General features: G+C 71.6%; 12 protein-coding genes and 1 rRNA gene. 8 read left to right on the top strand and 5 right to left on the bottom strand.

The genetic code is table 11. From position 1 onward, the window contains the following. The first annotated feature begins 5 nt into the window (after positions 1–5). Positions 6–122: ribosomal RNA gene (gene rrf, locus BMY61_RS42370) — 5S ribosomal RNA — on the top strand. 57 nt (positions 123–179) lie between these two features. Here rrf and BMY61_RS42375 read toward each other — a convergent pair. From BMY61_RS42375 to gabT, 5 genes are all read right to left on the bottom strand, one after another. Then, entirely contained in the window at positions 180–1,316 is a 1,137-nt protein-coding gene (locus BMY61_RS42375; protein ID WP_042460569.1) for an RNA polymerase sigma factor, read from the bottom strand. 22 nt (positions 1,317–1,338) lie between these two features. Further along, positions 1,339–1,746, bottom strand: coding sequence for a YciI family protein (locus tag BMY61_RS42380; RefSeq protein ID WP_042460566.1), 408 nt, complete (start codon positions 1,744–1,746; stop codon positions 1,339–1,341). Positions 1,747–1,809: 63 nt separating this feature from the next. Next, the gene (locus BMY61_RS42385) at positions 1,810–2,439 is read right to left on the bottom strand and encodes a phosphatase PAP2 family protein (protein ID WP_052439548.1); all 630 of its coding nucleotides are present in this window, start codon (positions 2,437–2,439) and stop codon (positions 1,810–1,812) included. Positions 2,440–2,682: 243 nt separating this feature from the next. Next, a complete protein-coding gene (locus BMY61_RS42390; protein WP_143094815.1) occupies positions 2,683–3,306 on the bottom strand; it encodes a C40 family peptidase in 624 nt (207 codons plus the stop codon). A gap of 108 nt (positions 3,307–3,414) precedes the next feature. Further along, positions 3,415–4,770, bottom strand: coding sequence for a 4-aminobutyrate--2-oxoglutarate transaminase (gene gabT / locus BMY61_RS42395; protein WP_042460563.1), 1,356 nt, complete (start codon positions 4,768–4,770; stop codon positions 3,415–3,417). Positions 4,771–5,073: 303 nt separating this feature from the next. On the opposite strand from gabT, the gene BMY61_RS42400 reads away from it, so the two are divergent. The 7 genes from BMY61_RS42400 to BMY61_RS42430 all read left to right on the top strand — a co-directional run bounded on the left by BMY61_RS42400 (position 5,074) and on the right by BMY61_RS42430 (position 18,134). After that, positions 5,074–7,149, top strand: coding sequence for a hypothetical protein (locus tag BMY61_RS42400; protein ID WP_052439546.1), 2,076 nt, complete (start codon positions 5,074–5,076; stop codon positions 7,147–7,149). A 146-nt stretch (positions 7,150–7,295) separates the two neighbouring features. After that, the gene (locus BMY61_RS42405; RefSeq protein ID WP_042460557.1) at positions 7,296–8,870 is read left to right on the top strand and encodes a PucR family transcriptional regulator; all 1,575 of its coding nucleotides are present in this window, start codon (positions 7,296–7,298) and stop codon (positions 8,868–8,870) included. A 275-nt stretch (positions 8,871–9,145) separates the two neighbouring features. Further along, positions 9,146–10,591, top strand: coding sequence for an aldehyde dehydrogenase family protein (locus tag BMY61_RS42410; RefSeq protein ID WP_042460585.1), 1,446 nt, complete (start codon positions 9,146–9,148; stop codon positions 10,589–10,591). A 91-nt stretch (positions 10,592–10,682) separates the two neighbouring features. Then, positions 10,683–12,644 (top strand): acyl-CoA dehydrogenase family protein, encoded by a 1,962-nt coding sequence (locus BMY61_RS42415; protein WP_042460554.1) that lies wholly within the window; start codon positions 10,683–10,685, stop codon positions 12,642–12,644. 709 nt (positions 12,645–13,353) lie between these two features. Beyond that, a complete protein-coding gene (locus BMY61_RS42420; protein WP_052439545.1) occupies positions 13,354–15,327 on the top strand; it encodes a S53 family peptidase in 1,974 nt (657 codons plus the stop codon). Positions 15,328–15,515: 188 nt separating this feature from the next. After that, on the top strand, positions 15,516–16,748 hold the full coding sequence (dxr, locus tag BMY61_RS42425; protein ID WP_042460551.1) for a 1-deoxy-D-xylulose-5-phosphate reductoisomerase: 1,233 nt from the start codon (positions 15,516–15,518) through the stop codon (positions 16,746–16,748). 75 nt (positions 16,749–16,823) lie between these two features. After that, complete coding sequence (locus tag BMY61_RS42430; protein ID WP_042460547.1) at positions 16,824–18,134, top strand: M50 family metallopeptidase; 1,311 nt, start codon at positions 16,824–16,826, stop codon at positions 18,132–18,134. Positions 18,135–18,384 lie beyond the last annotated feature (250 nt).

Consider the following 18,384-nt stretch of genomic DNA (forward strand, 5'->3'; position numbering starts at 1 on the left):
CGTGTTTCGGTGGTCATAGCGTGAGGGAAACGCCCGGTTACATTCCGAACCCGGAAGCTAAGCCTCACAGCGCCGATGGTACTGCAGGGGGGACCCTGTGGGAGAGTAGGACGCCGCCGAACAACTTTTACAGTGAAGCCCCCTGACCATCGGTCAGGGGGCTTCACTGCGTTATGGGCTCACCGGTTGTTCAGCCGTGCGGCCTGCCGTGTCAGGTGGTCGCGTTCCGCGAGGTTCGGTGCCTTGCTGGCCGCCTCCGCGTAGAGCGTCGCCGCGTTCGGCAGATCGCCGTCGCGCTCGTGGAGGTAGGCGGACACCGCCGTGTACCGGGGCAGGGAGTGATCCAGTTCCGCGAGGGCCGCGAGGCCGGCGCGGGCTCCGTCGGCCTCGCCCACGGCGACGGCGCGGTTGAGCCGGACCACGGGGCTTTCGGTCAGCCGGACGAGTTCGTCGTACCACTCGACGATCTGCACCCAGTCCGTCTCGTCCGCTGTCTGCGCGTCCGCATGCAAGGCCGCGATGGCGGCCTGCGCCTGGAACTGGCCCAGCTCGTCGCGGGAGAGGGCGACCTGGAGGATCCGGATGCCCTCGGCGATCGCCGTCGTGTCCCACTGGGTGCGGTCCTGCTCGGCGAGCGGGACCAGGCGGCCGTCGGGAGCGATCCGGGCAGCGCGTCGGGCATGGTGGAGCAGCATCAGGGCCAGCAGGCCGGCCACCTCGGGGTGGTCGATCGCGGCCGCGAGCCGACGGGTGAGCCGGATCGCTTCGGCGGAGAGGTCGATGTCGCCGGAGTAGCCCTCGTTGAAGACCAGGTAGAGCACGCGCAGCACGGTGGCGACGTCTCCTGGCTGGTCGAACCGCACGTCTGCGACGGTGCGCTTGGCCCTGCTGATCCGCTGGGCCATCGTCGCCTCGGGGACCAGGTAGGCCTGGGCGATCTGCCGGGTCGTGAGCCCGCCGACGGCGCGCAGCGTCAGGGCGACCGCGGACGCCGGAGTCAGCGAGGGATGGGCGCACAGGAAGTACAACTGGAGCGTGTCGTCCGATGCCGGCACGGGACCGGGCGTGGGCTCGTCCTCGACGCGCTCCTCACGACGACGCCGGGCGGTGTCCGCCCGGGTCGCGTCGAGGAACTTGCGCCAGGCAACGGTGACGAGCCACCCCTTGGGGTCCCGCGGTGGCTCGGACGGCCAGACGCGGACGGCCTCCACCAGTGCGTCCTGGACGGCGTCCTCGGCCGCCGCGAAGTCGGCTCCGCGGCGGACGAGGATCGTGAGCACGCCCGGGGTGAGGCTCCGAAGCAGGGGCTCGTCCATCGGTCGGGTCACTCCGGTCGGGTCACTCGGCGAAGTTGGGCGGCAGGGCCAGGAAGGGACGGACCTCGATCCACTCGTGGATCGGATTGCCGCCGGCGCCGGGGGCGGCCGACAGCTCGCCCGCGAGCTCGACGGCGCGCTCGGAGCTGTCGACGTCGATCACCATCCAGCCGGCGATGAGGTCCTTGGTCTCGGCGAACGGACCGTCGGTGACCGGCGGGCGGCCCTCCCCGTCGTACCGGACCCAGGTGCCCTCGGGGGCCACCGCCTGGCCGTCGACGAACTCGCCGGACTTCACGAGGCGGCCGGAGAAGTCGGCCATGAACTGCATGTGGGCGGAGATCTCCTCCGGCGTCCACTGGTCCATCGGTACGCAGTTGACCGCCTCAGGCGCGCCACGGTAGTGCTTGAGCAGCAGGTACTTGGCCATCGTGGTTCTCCTCGGTGCTGGTGCGACCCATTCTCGTCGCGTTCACAGCTGGGACGGAGCCGATCACGCGTTCTCGACATCGTCGCCCGAAGTTTTCTGCAGCGGCCAGCGACACAGGCACCAGAGCACGATGCCGGTCAGGCAGCCGCTAGCGACCACGTCCCAGAGCCAGTGATAGTTCCGCCAGATCAGGCAGAAGCCCACGCCCGTGCAGAGGAAGGCGGTGGCGGGGTAGAGCAGGCGCCGCAGGCGCGGCCAGGCCGTGCCGAGGAGGAGGGCGGCCGTGCCCAGGCAGATCGACGCCGTCGCGGTGTGCCCGGAGGGGAACCAGCCCCACTCGCCCGGGGCCACGGGTGCGCCGTCGGGGCCGGGGCGCCCGATGACGATCTTGCCTGGGATCACCGTGCCGAACAGGGCGATCGCAGCGAGGAGCGAGGTGACCAGGGGCCGCCAGGAGCGCAGGCGCACGGTCGTCACGACGGTGACCGCAGTGAGGACGGCGCCCGAGTAGGTCGCCACACCGAAGTCGGTCCAGCGCTCCGCCAGGAGGTTCGTCCAGGACCACGGGTCCGCCGCGACCCAGCTCTGCACGGTGTCGCGGGTCCAGCGGTCGACGGCGAGCAGGGGGCCCTTGGTGACGACCTGCTCGGTGAGTACGCCCAGGACTGCCAGCAGGACGAGGGGGAACCACACCGACCGGAATGCCCGCAGGAAGGCAGCACGAAGCCACCCCGGAGCAGGGGGGAGAGCTCCGGGGTGGCTGAGGTGATCGACGTTCCGCTTGGCCCGGGGGGTTTGAGCTAGGCGTTCGGTCGATCGGCTGAGGGGATCCCGCAAGGGACCCGTTGTGGTGTCCTCGGTGATGTCGTGCTCCTCCATCTGCTTTGACAGTACGTCACTGTGACCTCGAGGGCGATCCGTCTCACCCACCCGCCATCAGGTCCGCACACCTTCTTCACCGGACTGGAGCAACGCTTCGGGCGCGGGTTCGGGCCTGGCGGCCGCGACCAGACGCGGGCCCCACTTCGGGTCGTGGAACACGTCGTGGAGGACCGTGACCAGCGTGCCGGTGTGCTCCGCGTGAACCATGTCGCCCCCGCCGAGATAGAGCCCGACGTGGTGGATCCTGCCACCCGGCTCGGCGAAGAAGAGCAGGTCTCCGGGGAGCAGGCCGTCGCGGTCGGTGACCGGCCGGCCGAGCAGGGACTGCGCCACGCTGTAGTGGGGGAGGGCGACCGTGCCGGCGCTGGCCTGGTACCAGGCGTAGCGAACCAGGCCGCTGCAGTCGAACCCGACGGTGTGCTCGGCGGAGCAGCTGCCGTCGGGCAGGTAGCCGTTGACCCCGTCGCAGAAGCCGAGCGTCGGGCCGGTGAGGCTGCCGCCGCCCCACGCGTAGGGGGTGCCGACCTCGGCGAGCGCGACCTGCGCGGCCTGCAGGCCGCGGACCTGTTCGGGCGACTCGGTGGCGTGGGCCCAGGGGGTGGGGGTGAGGACGAAGCAGAGCAGGAACGCGGCAAGCAGGCGGGTGAGCGGGCGGGTGAGCGGGCGCAGGAACCTCATGCGGGCGATCACTACCCCGTGCGCGCGGGTCCTCACAGCACTGTGCCCCCGACGGGCCAACGAGTTGGCACAAGCGTCGGGGGCACAGGCACACCTGTGAGGTGGGGATCAGAGCGCGGCGAAGGCGTTCTCGAGGATGTCGAGGCCCTCGACCAGCAGCTCCTGCGGCATGACCAGCGACGGCAGGAAGCGCAGCACGTTGCCGTAGGTGCCGGCGGTCAGCACGAGCAGGCCCTCGTTGTGGCAGAACTTCGCCAGCGCGGCGGTCGCCTCCGGGTTCGGGTCCTTGGTGCCCGGCTTGACCAGCTCGACGGCGATCATCGCGCCACGGCCGCGGACGTCGCCGATGACGTCGAACTTCTCGGCGAAGGCGTGCAGACGGGTCAGCATGGTCTCGCCGATGGCCTGGGCCTTGGCGTTCAGGTCCAGCTGCTTCATGGTCTCGATCGAGCCCAGCGCGGCGGCGCAGGCGACCGGGTTGCCACCGTAGGTGCCACCCAGGCCACCGGCGTGGGCGGCGTCCATGATCGCGGCGCGGCCGGTCACGGCGGCCAGCGGCAGACCGCCGGCGATGCCCTTGGCGGTGGTGATCAGGTCCGGGACGATGCCCTCGTCGTTGCAGGCGAACCACTGGCCGGTGCGGCAGAAGCCGGTCTGGATCTCGTCGGCGACGAAGACGATGCCGTTGGCGCGCGCGTACTCGACGATCGCGGGCAGGAAGCCCTTGGCCGGCTCGATGAAGCCGCCCTCGCCCTGGATGGGCTCGATCACGATCGCGGCGACGTTCTCGGCGCCGATCTGCTTGTTGATGATGTCGATCGCCTGGGCGGCGGCCTCGGTGGCGCAGTTCTCGGCACCGGTCAGCCAGCGGTAGGGGTAGGCGACCGGAACGCGGTAGACCTCGGGCGCGAACGGGCCGAAGCCCTGCTTGTAGGGCATGTTCTTCGCGGTCATGCCCATGGTGAGGTTGGTGCGGCCGTGGTAGCCGTGGTCGAAGACCACGACGGCGGTGCGCTTGGTGTAGGCACGCGCGATCTTGATGGCGTTCTCGACGGCCTCGGCGCCCGAGTTGAACAGCGCGGTGCGCTTCTCGTGGTCACCCGGGGTCAGCTCGTTGAGCTGCTCGGCGACGGCGACGTAGCCCTCGTAGGGGGTGACCATGAAGCAGGTGTGCGTGAACGCGGCCAGCTGCTGCGAGGCGCGCTCGACGACCAGCTCGGCGGCGTTGCCGACGTTGGTGACGGCGATGCCGGAACCGAAGTCGATCAGGGAGTTGCCGTCGACGTCCTCGACGACACCGCCACCCGCGCGGGCGATGTAGACCGGCAGCGTGGTACCGACGCCGGCGGCCACCGCCGCGAGCTTGCGTGCCTGCAGCTCCTGCGACTTCGGCCCGGGGATCGCGGTGACGAGGCGGCGCTCCTGCGGGAGCGAGGGGCCGCCGGGAAGCTGAGCAGCGCTCATTGGGTGGTCTCCCATGCGTGTTGTGGGTCGGGCTCTCGGGTCCGAGGGGCGACGGGGGGATCGTCCCCTTTGAGCAGGCTACGGCGGGGCAGGGGCTCGGGCATACGCCGAAGGGGAGTGATCGGCCGGTGGAGTTGTCCGGTGCGGACACTGATCATGATGTGCGTGCTTTCGCACGGGGATCAGGTCCGCTCCACTAGATTGAGAGCTTCGAGGCGGGCTTGTGTGCGGGCGCAAGGGAGCGGGGCGGCGATGTCACTCGACGGGCACACGGCAGTTCCCCCGGAGTCCTCGATCCCCCCGATGCCCGGCTTCCCGCCGCGGGCGGGGATCCCGACCCAGCATGCGGCTCCCCCGGGCGGCACCCCGGGCTTCGACGTCACCGGCTGGGTCTCCGCGAAGCGTCACCGCACCCCACCCGCCATCTTCTCCCTCGGCCCGGAACCCCGCCCTTCCGACCCCAAGACCCTCGCGGACGACGCGATCCCGGGGTGGAAGTTGATTCTGAGGGCGGCGCTGAATTTTCTTGTCGCTCTGGAAATCTTCATGTGGCTGACGGGCGGGGCGCTGGTCTGGGCGCTCGGGTTCGTGTGGCCGGCCCTCATCAAAGCGGCGGGCCAGGAGGAGTTCTGGGCCACCACGCTGCTCAACCTTCTCTACGTTCCTGTAGCCCTGATCCTCGTCTTCGTCTTCGGTCGTATGGGGCGCTGGAAGGCCGTCTGGCGGCGGTACGGATCGCCGGCATGGAGCCGGCTGCGCGGCGTGGCTGTGCCGACGGCTGGGCCGGTGCGTGGGCCTGTCGAGCCCGTCGACGTGTGGGGGCCGCTGCGGGTTGTGGCGGATCCTGGGACGTTGGCGCTGCTGGATGCCGAGACCGCGCAGGGGCTCGTCGGGGATGTGGATCACCAGCGGCTGCTGGGCGCGTTGGAGCGCGTGCGGCAGGAGCCGGAGAGGTTGGCGGCGTTGCTCGGTGCCGTGCGGGAGCACGGGGCCGTCGCGTGTGCGCATCCGTCCGGGGCGCGGGATCTGCCCGGGCGGAGTCTCGCGCACGACCTGTTGTCGCGTCAGCTCCGGTTGGGCGCCGCTGAGAACGTGCCGAAGAACCCGGCCGGCTACCGGGGCGCGGACATCGCGCTCGACCCGCTGCTGCTCGGTACCTCGCTGCTGGCCGTCGGCCCCGCCGGCAGTGGCAAGACGACGCGGCTGACGCGTCCCGTCGCGGAGGCGTTGTGTCTGCAGGCGCTGACCGGCAGCGCCGTCGTGGTCGTCGTCGGCGCCGCGGACGCGGATCTCGGGCCGGCGGCGTGGTACGACGTCGTGGTCGCGCCGGGTGATCCGCAGGCCGGGTACGGGCTGGACCTGTTCGGCGGTGCCGCGCACGCGGACGAGGCGGCGGCCCGCCTTGCGGACGCGCTGCTGCCGGACGAGCTCGCGCTGCGTACGGAGTCGGCGCGGCTCGCGCTCCAGCAGATCGTCGGTCCGTTCGAGTCCGGGTACGGCCGACTGCCCGGCGTGCGCGAGCTGGTGCTGCTGCTGCGTGGCGAGGAGCAGGCCTGGGCGGGGCTGCTCGCCGCCGTCCGGGGCAGCGGGATGCTCGACCGCCACCAGCACGAGCTCGCGCAGCGCGAGCGGATGCACGGGCTCGCCGACGACCCCGGGACCCTGCTCGCGGACCGGCTGGCGCTGCTGGACCGGCCCGTGTTCGCGGGCTGCTTCAACCCCTCCGCGGGTGACCGCGCGCCCCTGCCGCTGTTCGCCCTGCGCGCCCTGGACCACCCGCTGCGGGTGCGGATCGCCCTGCCGGACCACAGTCACCCCGAGGCCGCGCGGATCCTGGCCCGGCTGGCCGTCGGCCAGTTCCTGCACGCCGCCGCGAGCCGCGCGGACCGTTCGCTCTTCGCCGGCCTCGTCGTGGACGACGCGTCGGCGGCGGTGGACACCCACGCGGTCCGCGGCCTGCAGCGGCTCCGGGCCGCGAATGCGGGTGCGGTCCTCGGTCTGCGCACCCTGGTGGACCTGCCCGAGTCGTTGCGCGCCCCGCTGTTCGGCGCCGTGGGCGGTCGGATGGCCTTCCCCGGCCTGGCGCCGTGGGACGGCAAGCTCTTCGAGGAGGCCTGGGGCACCGTCTGGGTCGACGAGCGGGACGTGACCCGGTCGCTGGACACGTCCGGCGGCGTCGTCCGTCGTTCCTTCCGCGGGATGCGGGCCCTGCTGGAGGGTGAGCGCGCGCAGACGGAGAGCGTGACGACGCGGAAGGTGGAGCGGCGCCGCTGGTCCGCCTCCGATCTGGCGCAGGTGCTGCCCCGTGGCCACGCGGTGGTGTCGCTGACCTCGGTGGACGGAACCCAGGTGCCGCCGCTGCTGGTCCGGCTCCCCTGAGGCGGGTGGCGCAGCGCAACGCGCGAGTAGCTGCGCCGCTGAGGCAGAATCGACAAAGAGGCGTTGGACGTGTCGTCCAACGTGCGGTGACGCAACGACGCGACGCCCTCCCTCGAACCGAGCCGTCCTGTTCTGCCGAAGGTGTCATGTCACACGAGAAGCCCCCGCGCCCCGATGAAGAGGTGCGGCACAGCAGTGTCACGGTGGCCGCCCTGGTCGCGATGCCGGGGCTGGGCCTGGTGGTCCGCGCGGGCGAGTCCGCGTTGGACCGGCCCGTCCGCTGGGTGCACACCAGCGAGCTGGACGACCCGGTGCCCTACCTGGAGGGCGGCGAACTGCTGCTCACCACGGGCTTGAAGCTCGGCAAGGGCAAGGAGAAGCTGCGCCAGTACGTGCACCGGCTCGCGGACGCCGGTGTGGCGGGCCTCGGCATCGGTGTGGGGCTGACCTACGACGAGGTGCCGCAGACGCTGGTCGAGGCCGCCGCGGAGCGCTCGCTGCCGCTGCTGGAGGTGCCGCAGCCGACGCCGTTCATCGCCATCAGCAAGGCCGTGACGGCGGCGCTCGCCGCCGAGCAGTACCGCGCGGTGACCACGAGCTTCGAGGCGCAGGAGGAGCTGACCCGGGCCGCCCTCGGCAAGGATGGCACCGCCGCCGTCGTCGGCCGGCTCGCGTCGCGCCTCGGCGGCTGGGCCGCGCTGTACGACGCCTCGGGCGCGGTCGTCGTGGCCGCGCCGGACTGGGCCTCCCGGCGGGCCGGTCGGCTGCGACCGGAGGTGGAGCGGCTGCGCGCCCAGCCCGCGCCCGCGAGCATGGCGCTGCAGGGCGACTCCCCGGAGGACCAGGGCACGCAGGACTACGTGGTCCTGCAGTCGCTCGGCGCGGACCGCCGCGCTCGCGGATTCCTCGCCGTCGGCACGGAGGACCGGCTGAGCTCCGGTGAGCGGTACGTCGTCAACGCCGCCGTCGCGCTGCTGACGCTGACCCTGGAGCGCTCGCGCGACCTGCGTCGCGCCGAGGACCGGATGCGGACGGCGTTGCTGCGGTTGGTCCTGGCCGGCGAGACGGTGATCGCCAAGGAGGTCGCGGGCGCCTTGCTCGGCGGGCTGCCGCAGGGGCCCGTGCGGGTGCTGATGGCCGAGGGCGACGGTCTGGCCGACCTCGGCGACCGCGCGGAGCAGGCCGCCGCGCGGACCGGGGAGCCGCTGCTGCTGGCCCCGGAGGGGGACCGGCTGGTGCTGGTCGCCGTCGACGGCGGGATGGTGCACCAGGTCTGCACGGACCTCGCGACCGATCTGGAGACGGTCGCGGTCGGGATCTCCGCCCCGACGACGCTGGAGTCCGCGGGCGCGGCGGCCGCCGAGGCGGAGCGGGCTCTCGCGGTCGCCCTGCGCAGTGGTCGCCGCAGCGTGGACCACGCCGAGGTCGGCGCGGGCTCGCTGCTGCCGCTGTTGGGCGACGAGGCGGTCCAGGCCTTCGCGGAAGGCCTGCTGCGGCCGCTGCGGGAACACGACCGCACGTCGCGCGGTGATCTGGAGGCGAGCCTGCGCGCGTGGCTCTCCCGCCACGGCCAGTGGGACGCGGCGGCGGCGGACCTCGGTGTGCACCGGCACACGCTGCGGTACCGGATGCGCCGGGTGGAGGAACTGCTCGGCCGCACGCTGGACGACGCGGACGTGCGCATGGAGCTGTGGATGGCACTGCGCGCTTCTGGAGACTGACGGCCTGGTGCACTCCCCAGGGGGCGCGAGGAACTGCAGCGGCCAGCCACCCACTCAGGTGAGCCCCGAACGTGCAGGGCCATGCGCATGTCGGTGGTTGCGCGCGCCCGCGCGGCGGAGCCGCACATCGGCAGAGTCTCGCGCCCCTGAAGGTGCCTCCGCGTCCAGTTCGTCGGGTCCGACCCGTACGGAGTGGACAAGCTGAGCACCCCCGTTCCGCCCTACCGTGGGAGACGAAAAGTCCTGGAATCACAACGGAAGGGCCGGTGACCGCGGTGACCACCACCTACGCATTCTGGCTGGCGGGGCGGCAGGAGACCGGCCCCGAGACGCTCGACGTGCACCACCCGTACGACGGGCGGGTCGTCGCGAAGGTGAGCATCGCGAGCGACGCGCAGGTCGAGGAGGCCGTCGCGGCCGCCTACGCGGTGAAGGACGAGTTCGCCGCCACCCCCGCGCACGTGCGTGCCGCCGCGCTGGACCACGTGTCCAAGCGCCTGGCCGAGCGCACCGAGGAGATCGCGCAGCTCATCACCGCCGAGAACGGCAAGCCGATCAAGTGGGCCCGCGGCGAGGTCGCCCGTGCCGTCTCCGTCTTCCGTTGGGCCGCCGAGGAGGCGCGTCGTTTCAACAGCGGCGAGGGCCAGCGTCTGGACACCGACGCCGGCGGCGCCGGCCGCCTCGGCTTCGTGCGCCGCTTCAACCGTGGTGTCGTGCTCGGCATCGCGCCGTTCAACTTCCCGCTGAACCTGGTCGCGCACAAGGTCGCCCCGGCGATCGCCGTCGGTGCGCCGATCATCCTCAAGCCGGCTCCGGCCACCCCGGTCTCCGCGCTGGTGCTGGGCGAGATCCTGGCCGAGACCGACCTGCCGGTCGGCTCCTGGTCCGTGCTGACCGTGCCGAACGACCGCATGCCGGAGCTGGTGCAGGACCCGCGTCTGCCCGTCATCTCCTTCACCGGTTCGGACAAGGTCGGCTACGCGATCCTCGACTCCGTGCCGCGCAAGCACGTCACCCTGGAGCTCGGCGGCAACGCCGCCGCCGTCGTCCTCGGCGACTGGAACTCCGAGGCGGACCTGGACTGGGCCGCGACCCGCATCGCGACCTTCGCCAACTACCAGGGCGGCCAGTCCTGCATCTCGGTGCAGCGCGTCATCGCCGACGCCACGATCTACGACCGACTGGTCGAGAAGGTCGTCGAGAAGGTCGGCGCCCAGGTCACCGGTGACCCGGCCGACGACGCCGTGGACGTGGGCCCGCTGGTCAGCGAGGACGCCGCCAAGCGCGTGGAGTCCTGGGTGGACGAGGCCGTGGACGCGGGCGCGAAGCTGCTCGCCGGTGGCAAGCGCGACGGTGCCAGCTACGCGCCGACCGTCCTGTCCGAGCTGCCCGGTGGCGTCACCCTCGCCACCGAGGAGGTCTTCGGCCCGGTGCTGTCGCTGCAGAAGGTCCACGGCGTGGACGAGGCGTTCGCCGCCGTCAACGACTCGAAGTTCGGTCTCCAGGCGGGCGTCTTCACGCACGACGTGCAGGTGGCGTTCCGCGCCCACCGCGAGCTGGAGGTCGGTGGTGTCGTGATCGGCGACGCGCCGTCCTACCGTGCCGACCAGATGCCGTACGGCGGCGTGAAGGACTCCGGCGTGGGCCGCGAGGGCGTCGCCTACGCGATGGCCGACTACACCTACGAGCGCGTCCTCGTGCTCACCGGCCTGGCCCTGTAGTCAGGACGGCGTCTCACCCCTGGTGACCATGGGTGCACTCAGCGTACGGTCGGACGATACTGGCAGGTATCCCACCGTGAGGTGATGCCCCATGTCCGGCTCCGCCCACCAGGCCGATGCACCCAAGGTCACCGAACGCGAGTCCCGTCGCGTCGCGGAAGAGGCCCGGGAACAGGATTGGCGCAAGCCCAGCTTCGCCAAGGAACTGTTCCTGGGCCGTTTCCGTCTGGACCTGATCCACCCGCATCCGCTCCCCGATGTCGAGGCCGAGCGCGAGGGTGCGGAGTTCCTCGCGCGACTGCGCGCGTTCTGCGAGAAGAGGCTCGACGGGGCCGTCATCGAGCGGGACGCGAAAATCCCGGACGAGGTGGTCCGCGGGCTGCAGGAGCTCGGTGTCTTCGGCATGAAGATCGACCGCGAGTACGGCGGGCTCGGTCTCACCCAGGTGCACTACAACCGGGCGCTCACGCTGATCGGCAGCGTCAGCCCGGCCGTCGCGGCGCTGGTCTCCGCGCACCAGTCGATCGGGGTGCCGCAGCCGCTCAAGCTCTTCGGCACGCCCGAGCAGAAGCGCGCCTTCCTGCCGCGGTGCGCGACCACCGCCATCACCGCGTTCCTGTTGACCGAGCCGGACGTCGGCAGCGACCCGGCCCGACTGGCGACCACGGCGGAACCGAGCGATGACGGCTCGGAGTACGTCCTCGACGGCGTGAAGCTGTGGACCACGAACGGCGTCGTCGCCGACCTGCTGGTGGTGATGGCCCGGGTGCCGAGGTCCGAGGGACACCGCGGCGGCATCACCGCCTTCGTCGTCGAGGCGGACTCGCCCGGTCTGACCGTCGAGAACCGCAACGCGTTCATGGGCCTGCGCGGCATCGAGAACGGCGTGACGCGCTTCGACGGCGTCCGCGTCCCGGCGGGGAACCGGATCGGCCGCGAGGGCGACGGCCTGCGGATCGCGCTGACCACGCTGAACACCGGGCGGCTGTCGCTGCCGGCGATGTGCGTGGCCGCGGGCAAGTGGTCCTTGAAGATCGCGCGGGAGTGGTCGGCCGAGCGCGAGCAGTGGGGCAGGTCGATCGCCGCGCACGAGGCGGTCGCCGCCAAGATCTCCTTCATCGCCGCGACGACCTTCGCCCTGGAGGCGGTCGTGGAGCTGGCCGGGCAGATGGCCGACGAGGACCGCAACGACATCCGCATCGAGGCGGCCCTGGCCAAGCTCTACGGCTCGGAGATGGGCTGGCTGATGGCGGACGAGCTGGTGCAGATCCGCGGCGGTCGCGGCTACGAGACGGCCGCCTCGCTGGCCGCCCGCGGGGAGCGCGCGGTCCCGGCCGAGCAGGTGCTGCGCGACATGCGGATCAACCGGATCTTCGAGGGCTCCACCGAGATCATGCATCTGCTGATCGCCCGCGAGGCCGTCGACGCCCACCTGAAGGTCGCCGGGGATCTGATCGAGCCGGAGGCCGACCTGCGCCGCAAGGGCCGCGCCGCGGCCAAGGCCGGTGCGTTCTACGCCGCGTGGCTGCCGAAGCTGGTCACCGGTCCGGGCCAGGTGCCGACCTCCTACCGCGAGTTCCACCGCGCCGGGCATCCGGACCTCTCCGCGCACCTGCGCTATGTCGAGCGCAGCGCAAGGAAGTTGGCCCGTTCGACGTTCTACGGGATGTCGCGCTGGCAGGGCCGGATGGAGACGAAGCAGGGCTTCCTCGCCCGCATCGTCGACATCGGCGCGGAGCTCTTCGCGATGAGCGCGGCCTGCGTGCGGGCCGAACTGCTGCGCACGCGCGACGACCCGGACACCGGGCGGGCGGCCTACGAGCTGGCCGACGTCTTCTGCCGGCAGGCGCGGGTGCGCGCCGAGGAGCTGTTCGGGCGACTGTGGGAGAACACCGACGACGCCGACCGCCGGCTGGCCAAGCGTGTGATGACGGGCCGTTACAGCTGGCTGGAGGAGGGCGTGCTGGACCCCTCCGGGGAGGGCGCGTGGATCGCCGACGCCGCGCCCGGTCCGGCGAAACACCCCAACATGCATCGCCCGATCGGGGGTTGACGGCCTGACGGGCGGGACGCGGAGGCGGCCCGCCCGTTGTCGTTGACGAACGGGTCACACCGGACCGTACCCGCGCCGCACCTGACGCGCGCTCACGGCTACGATGCGCACTGGCGTGCGAGAAGAGGGAGAGCACCGGGGGCTCGCTCGCCGAAGGCCGGCCGTGTGCACGGTGGCTCCCGGTGTTTCGACGACGAGGAGCAGGTTCAGCGTGAGTTACCCGCCGTACGGGCCCAATCCGCAGCAGCCGCCACGAGGCTATCCGCCCCAGCCCGCTGGACCGCAGCCGCCGTACGGCGCTCCGCAGCCGCCGCAGGGCCCGAACCCCTACGGTCCGCCGCAGCCGGGGCGGCAGTATCCGCCCCAGCCCGGTCGACCGCAGCCGCAGCCCGGTCCGCAGTATCCGCCGCGCCCGCCGCAGCCGGGCCCGCAGTATCCGCCGCAGGGTCCGGGGCCGTACGGTCCGCCGCAGCCGGGCCCGCGTCCGCCGCAGGGTCCGCCGCAGCCGCCGCAGGGCCCGAACCCCTACGGCCCGCCGCAGGGCCCGCCGCCGCAGCAGCAGCCGCCGTACGGCCCGCCCGGCGGTCCCGGGCGTCCCGGTGGATTCGGCGGCCCCGGTGGACCCGGCGGGCCGAGCGGACCGCTGGGCGGTTCCGGCGGTTCCGGCGGTTCCGGCGGTGGCACGCCGCGGCGGAGCGGGCGCGGGAAGATGATCGGTGCCATCGCCGTCGTCCTGGCCGTCACCGTCACGGTCGTCGTGGTCGTCACGCACGGTGGCAGCAGCAAGAACGGGAAGACCAGCAGCGACTCCGCGAGCGGCGGCACCATGGCCGCGCCGGCCAACGGCCACTCCTGGACGCCGCCGGCCTGGGCGAACCCGGCCAACGACATCGGTCCGGCCAACCCCAAGACGGTGGTCACGGGTCAGGTCTGGTTCGCCAAGGCCAAGCCGCAGAACATGGCGCAGTACGCGCAGGAGGTCGGCACACCGGGCGACCCGAACTACCACAAGTTCCTGACCTCCGACGCGTTCTCGTCGACCTTCAGCACCGGCCAGGGCGCCGGGCAGGCGGTCACCGCGTGGGTGCAGCAGGACGGCATGAAGATCGTCAACCAGGACTCGGAGTCGATCACGGTCTCCACGACCATCGCCAAGGTCGAGGACGCGCTCAAGGTCCAGATCCACCGGTACAAGCACGACGGCCGGGTGGACATCGCGCCGACCACGCAGCCGCAGTACCCCGCCAACGTGGGCGACTACGTCTCGGCGGTCACCGGTCTGACCACCTCCAGCCCGGTCGGCCGCGCGAGCATGTGGGTCGGCGCCGACAACCCGCTGTGCAGCCGCTACTACGGCCAGCGCCCCTCCGGCCTGCCGGCCGGCCCCGACGGCGCGTCCTCGCAGCTCCTGTGCGGCTACACCGCGCAGCAGCTGCGCACCGCGTACGGCGCGACCGCCAGCGGCATGACCGGCCAGGGCGTCACGATCGCCGTGGTCGACGCCTACGCCTCGCCGACGATCGTCGCGGACGTCAACCGCTGGTCGCGGGAGATGGGCCTGCCGGAGCTGAAGCAGGGCCAGTTCAAGCAGTACGTCCCGCAGTTCTACGACCCGGCCAAGACCAGCGCGTCCGACGCGGCCGGCTGGTGGGGCGAGGAGACGCTCGACATCGAAGCCGTGCACGCCATGGCGCCGGACGCGAAGATCGTCTACTACGGTTCCCCGTCGACGGACACCGCCGACTTCTACCAGTCCTTCCAGAAGATCATCTCCGGGCAGACCGCGGACATCGTCTCCAACTCCTGGAGCGGCCCCGAGCTCGGCACCGACCAGAGCGCGGTCGCGGCCGGCCAGCAGATCTACCAGCAGGGTGCGGTCGAGGGCATCAACTTCAACTTCTCCACCGGCGACAACGGCGACTTCACCGTCGGCGACAAGCAGAAGATGCCCAACCCGTCCGTGGGCTACCCCGCGTCCGACCCGTGGGTGACCGGCGTCGGCGGCACCAGCCTCGGCACGGACGCCTCCGGCGCCTACAAGTGGGAGACCGGCTGGGGCAGCATGGACTACCCCGGCAACGGCAACGGCTGGTCCGCGCAGGGCCAGTTCGACGGCGCCGGCGGTGGCGGCGTCAGCGTGATGTTCCAGCAGCCGCCCTACCAGGTGGGCGTCGTCCCCGACGCGCTCGCCAAGCCGGACGGCCAGTCGCACCGCGTCCTGCCGGACGTGTCCATGGACGCGGACCTCTACACCGGCATGGACGTCGGCATGACCGTCGGCAACGCGGTGGCCCGGCCATCGGCCGACGGCGGCGTCACCTACGCGCTGGCCGGCGGGTCCTGGAAGGACGAGCCGGTGGGAGGCACCAGCCTGGCCTGCCCGCTGTTCAGCGGCATGGAGGCTCTGGCCGTCCAGAGCGGCGGCTCCCCGCTGGGCTTCGCCAACCCGGTCCTCTACAAGCAGTACAACTCGTCGAGCTTCCACGACGTGATGCCGAACCCGGCCGCCCTCGGCGGCCACGAGCCGAGCTTCGCCTTCGACACCAACCAGGGCCCGATCCTGGTCCGCGAGGACCAGAACACGAGCCTGAAGACGACGCAGGGCTTCGACGACATCACCGGCATCGGCAGCCCGGCCCAGGCCTTCATCACCTGGTTCAAGGACCATCCGAACGGACAGTGACTCGGTAGGGGCGCGAGGAACTGCGCGAGCAACCACCCTGTGCGGATGGCCCTGCACGCTGAGGACCATCTGCTCGTCAGATGGGGGCACCTCCCGGCCGAAGGCTGGGGGATTGTCGCGCAGTTCCTCGCGCCCCTGGGGTGGTGCCTGGTCCCCACCTGCCCACCTGCACAGGACAGAATGGGCGCATGACACTTCTCGCCGACCCGCATCTGCGTTTCGAGCCCGTCGTCGCCGACCCCGCCGGGCCCCGGGAGCTGGTGATCCTCGGATCGACCGGATCCATCGGGACCCAGGCCATCGACGTCGTGCTGCGGAACCCCGGCCGCTTCAAGGTCGTGGGCCTGTCCGCCGCCGGTGGCCGGGTCGCGCTGCTCGCCGAGCAGGCGCTGCAGCTGGGGGTCGCCAAGATCGCCGTCGCGCAGCCGGAGGCCGTCGCGGAGCTCGAGGCCGCGCTCAAGGCCGCCGCTCCCGCGGGGAGCGACCTGCCGGAGATCCTGGTCGGGCCGGACGCCGCGACCGAGCTCGCGGCGATGGAGTGCCACTCCGTGCTGAACGGCATCACCGGCTCCATCGGCCTGCGCCCGACGCTCGCCGCGCTGCGCGCCGGGCGCGTGCTGGTGCTGGCGAACAAGGAGTCGCTGATCGTCGGCGGACCGCTGGTCAAGGCGCTCGCCAGGCCCGGGCAGATCGTGCCGGTGGACTCCGAGCACACCGCGCTGTTCCAGGCGCTGACGGCCGGCACCCGCCAGGAGGTCAACAAGCTCGTGGTGACCGCCAGCGGCGGGCCCTTCCGCGGCTGGAGCCGCGAGAGGCTGGCGGGCGTGACCAAGGAGCAGGCCCTGAACCACCCGAACTGGGCGATGGGTCCGGTCATCACGATCAACTCGGCGACCCTGGTCAACAAGGGCCTGGAGGTCATCGAGGCGCACCTGCTCTACGACATCCCGTTCGAGCGGATCGAGGTCGTGGTCCACCCGCAGTCGGTCGTCCACTCCATGGTGGAGTTCGTCGACGGCTCGACGATGGCCCAGGCCAGCCCGCCGGACATGCGGATGCCGATCTCGCTCGGCCTCGGCTGGCCGGACCGTGTGCCGGACGCCGCTCCGGGCTGCGACTGGACCAGGGCCGCGACGTGGGAGTTCTTCCCGCTCGACACCGAGGCCTTCCCGTCGGTCGGGCTCGCCCGCGAGGTGGGGCAACTGGGCGGTACCGCCCCCGCCGTGTTCAACGCCGCGAACGAGGAGTGCGTCGAGGCGTTCCTGCAGGGCAGGCTCGCCTTCACAGGGATCGTGGATACGGTGGCGAAGGTCGTCTCCGAGCACGGCACTCCCGCTGTGGGAACTTCGTTGACCGTCGAGGACGTCCTGGCTGCGGAGGGCTGGGCACGCGCCCGGGCCAAGGAGATCGCCGCGGGCTAGCCGCGAAGGCGGCATGATGTTGGACGGGGCGGCCGCAGCCGCGGCCGGACCGGAACCCAGAGGAGCAGGCGCACGATGACGACACTGATGACGATCCTGGGCATCGTGATCTTCGCGCTCGGCCTGCTCTTCTCCATCGCCTGGCACGAGCTGGGTCACCTCAGCTGGGCCAAGTTCTTCAAGGTGCGGGTGCCGCAGTACATGGTCGGCTTCGGGCCGACGATCTGGTCGCGCAAGAAGGGCGAGACCGAGTACGGCGTCAAGGCGATCCCGCTCGGCGGCTACATCCGCATGATCGGGATGTTCCCGCCGGGCGCGGACGGCAAGGTCGTGGCCCGTTCCACCTCGCCGTGGCGCAGCATGATCGAGGACGCGCGCGAGCAGTCCTACGAGGAGGTCCTGCCGGGCGACGAGACGCGGCTGTTCTACACCCGCAAGCCGTGGCAGCGGATCATCATCATGTTCTTCGGCCCGTTCATGAACCTGATCCTGGCCGTGGTGCTGTTCCTGGTCGTACTGATGGGCTTCGGCGTGCCGACGGCCAAGCCGACGATCTCGTTCACCTCGCCGTGCGTGGTGGCCAGCAACTCCGCGGCCGCGCAGTCGCAGTCCTGCCCCAAGGGCGCCCCGGAGTCGCCCGCCGCGATGGCCGGGCTCAAGGCCGGGGACACCATCACCTCGTTCAACGGCGTCGCGATCACCAGCTACGACCAGCTGCAGAACGAGATCCGCAAGCACCCGGACGACAAGGTCACCCTCGGCGTCGACCGCAAGGGTCAGCAGCTCAGCGTGCCGGTGACGCTGACCTCGAACAAGCTCTACGCGATCGACTCCAACGGCAACCCGACCGACCAGGTGGTCACCGCGGGCTTCCTCGGCATCCAGCCGATCACCCCGACCACGCAGCTGGGTCTCGGCGAGAGCCTGGACAAGATGGGCGGCATGGCCAAGCAGGGCGTCTCGTCGATCATCGCCCTGCCCTCCAAGATCCCGAGCCTGTGGGGCGCGGCGTTCGAGGGCAAGAAGCGCTCGCTCGACTCGCCCGTCGGCGTGGTCGGCGTGGCCCGGGTCGGTGGTGACGTGCTGGCGATGCACGCGCCCGCGAGCGCCCGCATCGCGACGATGCTGCAGCTGCTGGCCGGGCTCAACCTGTCGCTCTTCCTGCTGAACATGCTGCCGCTGCTGCCGCTGGACGGCGGCCACATCGCCGGTGCCCTGTGGGAGGCCGCCCGGCGCCGCTTCGCCCGCCTGGTCAAGCGTCCGGACCCGGGCCCGTTCGACGTGGCCAAGCTGATGCCGGTGGCCTACGTGGTGGCCGGGATCTTCCTCTGCTTCACCGTCCTGGTGATGATCGCGGACGTGGTCAACCCGGTGAAGGTCGGCTGATCGGCTCGGTCACCGACCGTTCACCGGAGCGGTGAGGCGCGTCGGGTAACGTTGGGCTGGGTGCGCCGACGGGTACACAGCGCGCCCGGCTGGCCCGGAGCGACTGGGCAGCCACCACCTCACTGTGGGGATTACGCAAGCAATGACCGCTGTCACGCTGGGTATGCCGTCGGTGCCGCTGGAGCCGTTGGCGCCGCGTCGCATGAGTCGTCAGATCATGGTGGGGAACGTGCCGGTCGGCGGCGGTGCG

The sequence above is a fragment of the Streptacidiphilus jiangxiensis genome (genome assembly GCF_900109465.1).
GTDB classification, from domain to species: Bacteria; Actinomycetota; Actinomycetes; order Streptomycetales; family Streptomycetaceae; genus Streptacidiphilus; species Streptacidiphilus jiangxiensis.